Annotated in this window: 8 protein-coding genes; 5 read left to right on the top strand and 3 right to left on the bottom strand. The window is 41.8% G+C overall.

The annotated features are described in order from the left end of the window. Nucleotides 1-39 precede the first annotated feature (39 nt). The 3 genes from RM552_RS09715 (at nucleotide 40) to RM552_RS09705 (ending at nucleotide 4429) form a co-directional block, all read left to right on the top strand. Complete coding sequence (locus RM552_RS09715) at nucleotides 40-846, top strand: substrate-binding domain-containing protein (RefSeq protein WP_311368636.1); 807 nt, start codon at nucleotides 40-42, stop codon at nucleotides 844-846. A 174-nt stretch (nucleotides 847-1020) separates the two neighbouring features. Further along, nucleotides 1021-2712, top strand: a complete 1692-nt coding sequence (gene ilvD, locus RM552_RS09710; protein ID WP_311368635.1) for a dihydroxy-acid dehydratase — start codon at nucleotides 1021-1023, stop codon at nucleotides 2710-2712. 193 nt (nucleotides 2713-2905) lie between these two features. After that, on the top strand, nucleotides 2906-4429 hold the full coding sequence (locus tag RM552_RS09705) for a YifB family Mg chelatase-like AAA ATPase (RefSeq protein WP_311368634.1): 1524 nt from the start codon (nucleotides 2906-2908) through the stop codon (nucleotides 4427-4429). 72 nt (nucleotides 4430-4501) lie between these two features. Here the strand turns inward: RM552_RS09705 and ilvY are convergent, their stop codons facing one another. Further along, the gene (gene ilvY / locus RM552_RS09700) at nucleotides 4502-5380 is read right to left on the bottom strand and encodes an HTH-type transcriptional activator IlvY (RefSeq protein ID WP_311368633.1); all 879 of its coding nucleotides are present in this window, start codon (nucleotides 5378-5380) and stop codon (nucleotides 4502-4504) included. A gap of 242 nt (nucleotides 5381-5622) precedes the next feature. Between ilvY and ilvC the strand changes: the two genes are divergently transcribed. After that, entirely contained in the window at nucleotides 5623-7101 is a 1479-nt protein-coding gene (gene ilvC / locus RM552_RS09695; protein WP_311368632.1) for a ketol-acid reductoisomerase, read from the top strand. An 81-nt stretch (nucleotides 7102-7182) separates the two neighbouring features. On the opposite strand, the gene RM552_RS09690 is transcribed toward ilvC, so the two are convergent. Further along, nucleotides 7183-7809, bottom strand: a complete 627-nt coding sequence (locus RM552_RS09690; RefSeq protein ID WP_311368631.1) for a flavin reductase family protein — start codon at nucleotides 7807-7809, stop codon at nucleotides 7183-7185. Between the two features lie 47 nt (nucleotides 7810-7856). Then, complete coding sequence (locus RM552_RS09685) at nucleotides 7857-9089, bottom strand: multidrug effflux MFS transporter (RefSeq protein ID WP_311368630.1); 1233 nt, start codon at nucleotides 9087-9089, stop codon at nucleotides 7857-7859. A gap of 252 nt (nucleotides 9090-9341) precedes the next feature. Here RM552_RS09685 and RM552_RS09680 point away from each other — a divergent pair, with 252 nt between their 5' ends. After that, the gene (locus RM552_RS09680) at nucleotides 9342-10331 is read left to right on the top strand and encodes an SDR family NAD(P)-dependent oxidoreductase (protein ID WP_311368629.1); all 990 of its coding nucleotides are present in this window, start codon (nucleotides 9342-9344) and stop codon (nucleotides 10329-10331) included. The last annotated feature ends 46 nt before the right edge of the window (nucleotides 10332-10377 follow it).

Below are 10377 nucleotides of genomic sequence, written 5' to 3'. Positions count from 1 at the left end.
ATAGCACCATTCTTGTCACTAAAAATTCGAACAAAGAACATGAAAAAAGCCTATGCGTTTGCCTTGTTTTTTATCCTTCTTGCTTGTAAAGCTTATGCAAAAAACCAACTTATAATCGATGGTTCAACCGGAGTAAAACCGCTTGTTGAGGCTTTGGTTAAAGACTTTAAAAAGACACACCCGCAAAGTATTAAAATCGGTTCAGGACTAAACCCAAAGGATAGAATTCAGGCTTTAGTCGAGAATAAAATCGATATTGCTATGGCGAGTCATGGTGTCGATATTGAACGACTTACTGATCAAGGATTTAAGGTTCATCTGTTTGCTAAAATGGCGGTAGTGATAGGCGTCAACGTTAAAGTCAATATCGATAATATTTCACATCAACAATTGTGTGATATTTACACTGGAAAAACTAAAAACTGGCAGAAGCTTGGCGGGAAGAAAGTACCCATAAAGCCATTTGTTAGGCCCTTCGATGAGGTTGATACAGAAGTGCTTGTTGCTCAAATCCCTTGCTTCTCAAGATTGCTTTTATCGCCAGATGTAAAGACTAAAAAAAAATCAGGTCAAATGGCAAAAGCGCTCTCGCAAACTGCAGGAGCTATTGGCATAACAACACTAGTTAGAGTGACGCAGAGTGATGGAACGATTAGCGCTTTACCCATCAATGGTATAAATCCTAGTTCAACTAACCTAATCAATAAACGTTATCCTTTTACTCGAGACTCTTTTTTAATTACTGCTAAAAGTCCATCACCCAATGTCCTTAGGTTTTTGGCTTATATTTACAGTGAACAAGGCAAAAAAGTTATTTTAGCCAATAGCGCTGTTCCCTCTCTGTAATATTCAGGAATGACGAAAAAAATTTTGAATAAATATGCAGTCATCTTGACTATTACAAAACTAACGTTACCCTGTTGCACTTAATTGATTGTGTCTATGGACCAGTACCTGCTCACATCCAACTAATTTTACTACTATTGTTTTCCCACAATTATCCAATATAAGAGTCTAGCTATGAGCCAAAAATCAAATTCTGACAATGCCCGCAAATATTCTAAAAAAATAGTCGATGGCACTGCCCAAGCGCCAAGTCGCTCAATGCTTAGGGCTGTAGGTTTTGGTGATAACGATTTTAAAAAATCTCAAGTAGGAATAGCGTCTACTTGGAGCATGGTCACGCCCTGCAATATGCACATCAATACACTTGCTGAAGAAGTCGGTAAAGGGGTAGATGAAGCGGGCGCAAAGAGCGTTATTTACAATACTATTACTATTTCTGATGGCATTTCGATGGGCACCGAGGGTATGAAATATTCCTTAGTCTCGCGTGAAGTGATTGCCGACTCTATAGAAGCGGTTTCGGCATGTATGGGCCACGATGGCATTATTGCTATTGGTGGCTGCGATAAAAATATGCCTGGCTGTTTAATGGGATTAGCTCGGCTAAACCGCCCGTCTATTTTCGTTTATGGCGGTACAATACTCCCAGGTGAAAATCATACCGATATTGTGTCGGTTTTTGAAGCGGTTGGCGGACATGCGAAAGGCGATATTCCCATTACGCAATTAGAGCATATTGAAAAAACCGCCATTCCAGGTGCTGGCTCATGTGGGGGTATGTACACCGCCAACACTATGGCTTCTGCCATTGAAGCTCTGGGTATGAGTTTACCCAATAGCTCTGCTCAAAATGCAGTATCCGATAGTAAAAAAGAAGACTGTATTAATGCAGGCAAAGCCATTAAACATTTGCTTGACCATGATATTAAACCGTCGGACATCATGACGAAAGAAGCTTTCGAAAACGCGATTACGCTAATTATCACGTTAGGAGGCTCCACTAACGCTGTGTTGCATCTTATTGCTATGGCAGACGCCGTAGGTGTTGAGGTCACACTAGACGATTTTGTGCGCATTGGTAAACGCACGCCAGTAATAGCCGACCTTCGCCCAAGCGGTCGATACCTAATGTCAGAACTGATTGAAATTGGTGGCATACAAGCTCTTATGAAACGCTTGCTAGACGCCGGTATGTTGCATGGTGATTGCATGACAGTGACCGGTAAAACAATGGCAGAGAACTTAGCAAACGTGAGTGATTACCCTGACGGACAAGATATTATTCTACCCTTCGACAAAGCTATCAAAAAAGACAGTCACTTGGTTATTCTCAAAGGAAACTTAGCACCTGAAGGTGCCGTATCAAAAATCACAGGTAAAGAAGGATTAAGTTTTACCGGCAAAGCCAAGGTTTATGAGTCAGAAGAACAAGCCTTTGCAGCAATAATTGACGGTGAGGTAGTCGCTAATGACGTAGTTGTAATCCGCTATGAAGGTCCTAAAGGCGGGCCTGGCATGCGCGAAATGTTAAGTCCAACTTCTGCTATTATGGGCAAAGGATTAGGAGATGATGTGGCCTTAATCACCGACGGGCGTTTTTCAGGCGGTAGTCGCGGTTTTGTAATAGGTCACGTCACACCAGAAGCGTACGAAGGTGGCCCAATCGCGCTCGTTGAAAATGGCGACAGCATTACAATCGACGCAGAAACACATCAGATGAACATAAATGTGTCGGACGAGGTGTTAGCAGCTCGTCGTGAAAATTGGCGCAAACCAGAAGCACGATACAAGCGTGGATTATTGGCCAAATATGCGAAAACGGTCAGCTCAGCTTCAACGGGTGCTGTTACTGACAAAGCCGATTAAAATTATAGATGCCAAGTCATGGTTTCAAACCATTGCCTTATCAAAAGCCGACGAGAATGTGGTTAAACGCTATGATTTTTTGGAACCTTACATGAACCTAAAGAAACTAGCCTGATAGCCAGTTGCCTGTAAGTCCTTTTTTACCAATAATCATCCACGTTGATTAACAACTCATGGATGAGAAAAGACAAGCATGTCACTTTCCCTAGTATATACCCGCGCCAATCTTGGTATTGATGCGCCTTTGGTCACCATTGAGGTGCATTTATCTAACGGCCTCCCTGCTTTCCAATTAGTCGGTTTACCTGAGACAACTGTCAAGGAAAGCAGGGACAGAGTTCGAAGCGCGATGATCAACGCAGGTTTTGAATTTCCTGCAAAGCGCATCACTGTCAATATGGCCCCAGCCGATTTGCCTAAAGGCGGTGGGCAGTTCGATTTGGCAATTGCAGTGGGTATAATTTGCGCTCATGAAGGGATAGGAGCGGGTTGTTTAGAAAAATATGAGTTTGTGGGTGAACTTGCTTTATCGGGAGAGCTGCGCAGTATACAAGGCGCCCTGCCCATGGCTTTTGCTGCTGCTGAGTGTAAACGCGAATTAATACTCCCCGAAACTAATGCAAGTGAAGCAGCCATTGTTAGCAAAGCTAAAGTACTTTCAGCAAAAAGCCTATGGGAGGTTTATTTACATTTAACCGACAAAAAAACACTTGAACAAGCTTACGTATCAACAAGCATTGACAACATTGCTGACTCATCTCGCACATATGGCGATTTAGACGATATTATTCACCAACAACACGCAAAGCGAGCTTTAGCAATTGCGGCTGTCGGCTCGCATAATATATTGATGTTTGGGCCAGCGGGCACAGGCAAAAGTATGCTTGCAAATCGCTTGCTCAGCATTTTACCGGATTTGAGCGAACAAGAAGCGTTGACCGTTGCATCCATACAGTCAGTAGTGGGTCAGCAAATAAACCCTCATAATTGGCGCAAACGGCCTTTTCGACAGCCTCATCATTCTAGCTCAGCCGCTGCGTTGGTGGGGGGTGGAAGTTATCCTATGCCAGGCGAGATTACCCTCGCTCACAAAGGAGTTTTGTTTTTAGATGAACTGCCCGAATTTGGCCGCCATACGCTTGATGTATTACGCGAACCCATCGAAACTGGCGAAATAAACTTGTCGCGAGCACGACATAAAACCTCGTATCCATGTCAATTTCAGCTCGTTGCCGCAATGAACCCAAGTCCCACCGGCGATGTAAATGACAATCGCTGCAATGCAGACCAAATATTACGCTACTTAAACAAAATATCTGGCCCTTTATTAGATCGGATAGATTTACAAGTTCAGGTCCCTAAAATCGATATCAGTAAAGCTTTAAATAAGCAACAAACATGCACACTCTCTAGCAACCAAGTTAAGGCTATTGTTATACAAGCGCAACAGACACAGTTAAATCGACAAGGTAAATTAAATGCTACCTTAAACAACAAGGAGCTTGACGAAGTTGCTCAACTGTCAAAAGCCAATAGACAATTCATTACTAGCGCAATCGACAAGTTAGGCTTATCGATGCGAGCTTATCACCGCACTTTAAAAGTGGCTCGAAGTATCGCCGACATGGAATCAGAAGAAGTTATTAGTAAAGTGCACCTATCCGAAGCGCTTTCTTATAGGGGTTTTGACAAATTGCTCAGGCAATTAACTCAGTAGCGGTGAACAACAAGCATCTATAATAGATTGTCGGTAGAGTAATATCATCACAATATAGACAAGCAAATAGGACTAACTTCTTACTGAAAACAAGCTAGCTAACGCTTGAATAAGCGCTTCGTTAGCGCGTTCTTTTAAGTAACATAAGCCAAGTTTGTAAGATTCAATATCACCAACCGATATACTCAGGACCTTGTCTTTAGCAGTTGAGTTTTTTAGCACTATTCGCGGCACAAACCCTATACCAAGACCTAAAGCCACCATACTGACTATAGCCTCATTACCCGATACTTGAGCATACACCCGTGGTCGAATATTGTGTTCAGCAAACCAATGGTTGACGATACGCTTTGAAGGGCCACGAGCAGGCATTATCACGTCAGTCTTGTTCCATTCAATATCCTCAACGACACTCACGTCCATCTGCGCTGGCACGATTAAGGTCAAAGGAACGCTATCAATTGCCTGAAAATGAATGTTAGAAGGGAAATCTGGCGTGTGTATCGCAATTGCGGCATCTGCTCGGTTAGCTTCTAGAGTTGTAATTTTTGCTAGGGCAATAGCATGGTCTCCAGTATCTAGCTTAATATCCACACTTGGATATTCTGCACGCATGCTGTCGAGCACATTAGGCAAATAGGTTTGCGCTGCCGTAACCGAGCAAAAAATAGCAAGCTCGCCGCTTAACACATCTTTTTGATGGCCAATATCCAGTTGTAACTGATGAAAATTTGCCAATGTAGTCTCAGCAAAAGCGAGTAACTTTTTTCCCGCTTTTGTTAAGGCTACATTGCGATTATTACGCACAAACAATTGAGCACCGCATTCCTCTTCTAAACGCATTATGCTGCGAGTAAGCGTAGGCGGCGACACAAACATTGCTTCTGACGTTTTAGAGAAGTGTAGAGTGCTCGCTAAGTGCTGGAATTGTTTAAGGCTTTTTAAATCCATATCGTTGGTCTTTGATGTTTAATTGATAATAATAAAGGATTTGTTTCATAATTTGTAATATTGTTTTTCATTTAATTCAATTTATTAAATAAACTATTGTTGTATTATTAACAAATAGACGTCTCAGACGCATTTTTTTCTAGCAGTAGTTTGATAAATAACTCATCACTACTTCAAGAATTTTGTAACCCTTAATTTGTAGCAAACAAACAAGCATATTTGTTTAAGTGCTCGGAAAATATATGGCAAATTACTTCAACAGTTTAGATTTTAGAATACAACGCGACCAACTCAGTCGTTGCCGATTCATGCAACGTGACGAATTTGAAAATGGATGTGATGCCCTTAAAGGCAAGTCCATAGTCATAGTTGGTTGTGGCGCACAAGGCCTTAACCAAGGCTTGAACATGCGCGATTCTGGACTGAACATAAGTTATGCCCTTCGCCAAGCGGCGATCGATGAAAAAAGAGATTCTTTCCAACGTGCTGATGGCAATGGTTTTACAGTAGGTACGTATCAAGAACTTATCCCAAATGCAGATTTGGTTTACAACCTAACGCCTGATAAACAACACGCCAGTGTCGTTGAAGCTGTTATGCCACTCATGAAAAAAGGCGCAAGCTTATCGTATTCACACGGTTTTAATATTGTTGAAGAAGGCCAAAAAATTCGCGAAGACATTACGGTTGTCATGTGTGCACCTAAGTGCCCTGGTACCGAAGTGAGAGAAGAATATAAACGTGGTTTTGGAGTACCAACCTTAATCGCCGTGCACCCAGAAAATGACCCTGAGCAAAAGGGTTGGGATTACGCTAAGGCACTAGCAAGTGCAACTGGTGGTGACCGAGCAGGTGTTCTGGAAAGCAGTTTTGTCGCTGAAGTAAAATCTGACCTTATGGGTGAGCAAACCATTTTATGTGGTATGCAACAGGCTGCCGCTATACTTGCTTACGATAAAATGGTCGCAGACGGTGTAGATGCCGCATACGCTGGTGCACTAATTCAATATGGCTTAGAAGCCATTACAGAAGCACTCAAAATTGGTGGTGTGACAAACATGATGGACCGCTTGTCTAACCCAGCAAAACTCGTTGCATGCGACCTATCTGATCAGCTAACAACACTTATGCGCCCATTATTTGAAAAGCATCAAGACGATATTTTGTCGGGTGAGTTTTCAAAAACCATGATGGAAGATTGGGCTAATGGTGATGCTAACTTATTAAAATGGCGTGAAGAAACTGGACAATCTGGCTTTGAAAAAGCGCCGGCTTATGACGGTACAATCAGTGACCAAGAATTTTTCGATAAGGGTATATTATTAGTCGCCATGATCAAAACTGGCGTTGAACTTGCCTTTGATGTAATGGTAGAAGCTGGCATATTGCCTGAATCTGCCTATTACGAGTCTTTGCATGAAACACCGCTAATTTCGAATACCATATCACGTAAACGGTTATATGAGATGAACGTGGTCATTTCAGACACTGCTGAATATGGTAACTACTTATTTGCCAATGCAGCTGTGCCACTTATGCAAGAATCATTTATGTCACAAATAACCCTAGAGCATATAGGTGGTGGTTTAAGTGAAACTTCAAATGGCGTGGACAATATGAAGCTGGTACAGGCCAATAAAGCAATTCGTAGTCATGGAGTAGAATCCATTGGCGAAACCCTGAGGGGTTACATGACTGATATGAAAGCAATCGTTAGCTAAATACATATCAGTTGCGACACAGTTCTGTCGTTAGGTGCTTAAACTAAGCTCCTTTTTGCCCGACCTTTTGGTCGGGCTTTTTTATTTAGGCCGTTTGTTATCTAGTACACTACCTAGAATCGCGTACTGATTTGCCCCTAAACGCGCTAAAGGATTTGTTGCCATAGCATCTACAACAATGCGGCCGTTATCATCTTGCTTGCTCACTGAATCACTCACATACACTTCTAGTACTTCAACAAAAACCAAGCGCTGAGGCGCATTGCCAATGTCTTGCGTTGAATGAACTTTGCAATAATAGGCTATTGGACAGTTTTCAATACGCGGCAATAACCAATTTTCATGATCAATAGTTTTAATATTGTTTTGTTCAAGTTCACTTACGCCATAATCAAGTGTAGCGGCTGTAGCGGTGACTGTTTTTGCATTCTCGGCAGACGCAATATGCACAATACAATGCGCACCAACTGGCAAGTTAGCCGCTGTATCTTTGACTTTGCCGTCGGGTTTTTTACCCATCGATAATATACATAATGGCGGATCGCTTGAAACCGCATTAAAGTATGAGAATGGTGCCAAATTCAGCATATCAAATCTTTTATCATCGTTATTTCTTGACAATACCCAAGCTATAGGACGAGGTATAACGGTTTGTGTCATCAAATGATAAATTTGTGTACTTGAAAGACTCTGTAAGTCGATGTTCAATGTAAATTCTCTCCCACTTTACGCTTTTTTGGATTGTAACTTAAATTTTACCCTTCGCTTGGCGTATATTTTATGCCTAAAGAGACGGTTAAATATGTCGCGATAGAAAAAACCAAAAAACCATACGCAATAGGCATTATAGTATCGCTTAAAAACATATTGATCAGCAAGGCGATAGGTACTGCTAAAATGCTAGAAAATGACCCAATAAAAGCTGCACCAACACCGGCTATATGACCCACAGGCACCATCGCCAAAGCGTTTAAATTTCCAAATAAAACACCAAGAAAGAAAAACCCAAAAAACATGACTACAATAAAGAGCCATAATGGCGGCACACCTGAAAAGAGCAATCCAACCAAAGTTAAAGTCATGCCAAATACCATAGACAACACTAACGCTACTTTCACTAGTTTGATCATGCCTATTTTGACTACCATCATTCCATTAAAAAACGAGGCTGCCCCTATTGCGAATGCCAAAGTAGCGAACAACAAAGGAAAATACTCACCAGTATCGTAAATCGACTGAAATATAGTTTGAGAGCCACTTAAATAGGCCAAAAAAGAGCCAAAAATCAGTCCCATTCCCAAGGCTGGGCCCATCACAGCGGGTTGTTTTAATAACCAAATAATGGAATCAAAAAACGCGCTAAAGTTAAATTTTACGCGTTGTGCCCGAGGAAGTGTCTCCTTTTGTCTGGAGAAGAACCAGATAGCGGTAATAAGCGCAACAATAGCAAACACGGTAAAAATATGGCGCCAACCAAAAACACCCATTACCAACTGACCTACTAAGGGTGCAATCATAGGGACTAGAATAAAAATGACTGTAGTAAAAGACATAACCCTCGCCATAGCGTCGCCCACATATAAATCTCGCACCAATGCCATTGATGCGACTCGTGGGCCAGATACGCCAAAGGCCTGAATAACTCTGCCAATCAACAGTACTTCCATACTCTTGGCAAAATAACAAATGGCAGTACCGAACAAAAAGATTAATAGCCCCACAACAATTGTTAAGCGCCTTCCTCTCGCATCAGCAAAAGGTCCAAAAAACACTTGTCCAAATGCCATACCAAAGAAGAAAATAGAAATAATAAGATAAGTTTGTTGATTGCTAGCACTATTTAACTCGTCGCCAATTGTATCTAGCGCAGGCAACATCGCATCGATGCTTAACGCTACCAATGAAGTCATTAAGGCCATTAACAGAATAAATTCAACTAATGGCAATCTTGCTGCAGCAGCATTTACGCTGACTTTTGGTGTTTCCATTTCTATCTTAACTTTATATTTTATATGCTGAAAAAAGGGTGGTACCACAGGTATAAACGAGCGGAAAAACACATTAGGCGCGGGAATTTATCATAGTTAATCGTAATGAACTAGTTTAAATGAAGCAATTTATAATCGTATCTACTGAATTGAACTAATCTGTAGCACTATAAATAAGATGTCTCCAAAACTTGTAAGCAAAGTATTATGGCGCTAACCTGTGTTATTGGCCATAAAAAAGGATGTCTACCTATGAAACGCTTATACCAACTTCTATTGACCGCAAGCATGATGCTAATTTTGCTCACTGGCAAAAATGCGCTTGCACATACAAATAACTCTATAGATCATCACGGCGAAAGCAGTAATCAAAAATCAATTTTAATCACCGGTGCAAGCACTGGTATTGGGCGTCATTTGGCTGAAACTCTTGCAAATGCCGGTTACCATGTTTACGCCGGTGCAAGAAAAGACAGTGATTTAGCCGAGCTAAATGCTATCGAAAACATCACTTCGATTCGACTAGACGTTACCATTCAAAGTGAAGTTGACGCGGCAGTTGAGCTAATTAGCAATAATGGTACAGGTTTATATGCATTAGTTAACAACGCTGGTATTGGTGGCGGAGGTGTTATTGCCGATACGCCAGTAGATGTGCAAAGTATTGTGTATCAAATCAACGTTGAAGGCGTGTACCGTGTGACCAAAGCCTTTATACCCATGATTGCGGAGTCAAAAGGTCGCATTGCCACAACCGGTTCAATTGCAGGCACGCTGGCATGGGCAGGGGGAAGTGCTTATAGCGGCAGCAAGCACTGGATTGAAGCTTTCACTGACTCGCTCGCTGCTGAAATGGCGCCATTAGAAGTATCGGTGAGCGTGATTGAGCCGGGTAATTTTCAGTCACATATTAGACGTAGCGCTGTTAAACGTATGCACGAGCGCGTAAAAGCTGCCGGTGGTGAAATTACGCCAGAAATGCTTGCGCAATATAAAGCCACCGAAAAAAGAGAACTTTCTTATAAAATACCAGAGCCCGTTTCAGCAGCCTATATGCATGCTTTATTTGACGAAAACCCAATGCGCCGATACATGGTAGTGCCTAACGCTGAAGAACAAGCTATGACGATAAACACAAAAATTCAGCAACTTGTGCAGCTAAATACATGGGGCGAATATAGTTTCTCTGAAGAAGAATTAATCAATATGCTCAAGGCAGCCATGCGCAACTCGTCAGATTAACTTTGACCCAGATGCCCTTTCATAAGCAAAAACGGTTCCGCTTATA

The organism is Glaciecola petra (genome assembly GCF_031846345.1).
GTDB classification, from domain to species: domain Bacteria; phylum Pseudomonadota; class Gammaproteobacteria; order Enterobacterales; family Alteromonadaceae; genus Glaciecola; species Glaciecola petra.
The sequence above is the reverse complement of the archived record's forward strand: the minus strand, read 5'-3'. Positions and strand labels throughout refer to the sequence as shown.

Excerpts from the sequence above, each read along its gene's own strand:
- RM552_RS09685 (WP_311368630.1), bottom strand. The coding sequence starts at position 9,089 with ATGGAAACACCAAAAGTCAGCGTAAATGCTGCTGCAGCAAGATTGCCA.
- ilvC (WP_311368632.1), top strand. The coding sequence starts at position 5,623 with ATGGCAAATTACTTCAACAGTTTAGATTTTAGAATACAACGCGACCAA.
- ilvD (WP_311368635.1), top strand. The coding sequence starts at position 1,021 with ATGAGCCAAAAATCAAATTCTGACAATGCCCGCAAATATTCTAAAAAA.
- RM552_RS09680 (WP_311368629.1), top strand. The coding sequence starts at position 9,342 with ATGAAACGCTTATACCAACTTCTATTGACCGCAAGCATGATGCTAATT.
- ilvY (WP_311368633.1), bottom strand. The coding sequence starts at position 5,380 with ATGGATTTAAAAAGCCTTAAACAATTCCAGCACTTAGCGAGCACTCTA.
- RM552_RS09705 (WP_311368634.1), top strand. The coding sequence starts at position 2,906 with ATGTCACTTTCCCTAGTATATACCCGCGCCAATCTTGGTATTGATGCG.
- RM552_RS09715 (WP_311368636.1), top strand. The coding sequence starts at position 40 with ATGAAAAAAGCCTATGCGTTTGCCTTGTTTTTTATCCTTCTTGCTTGT.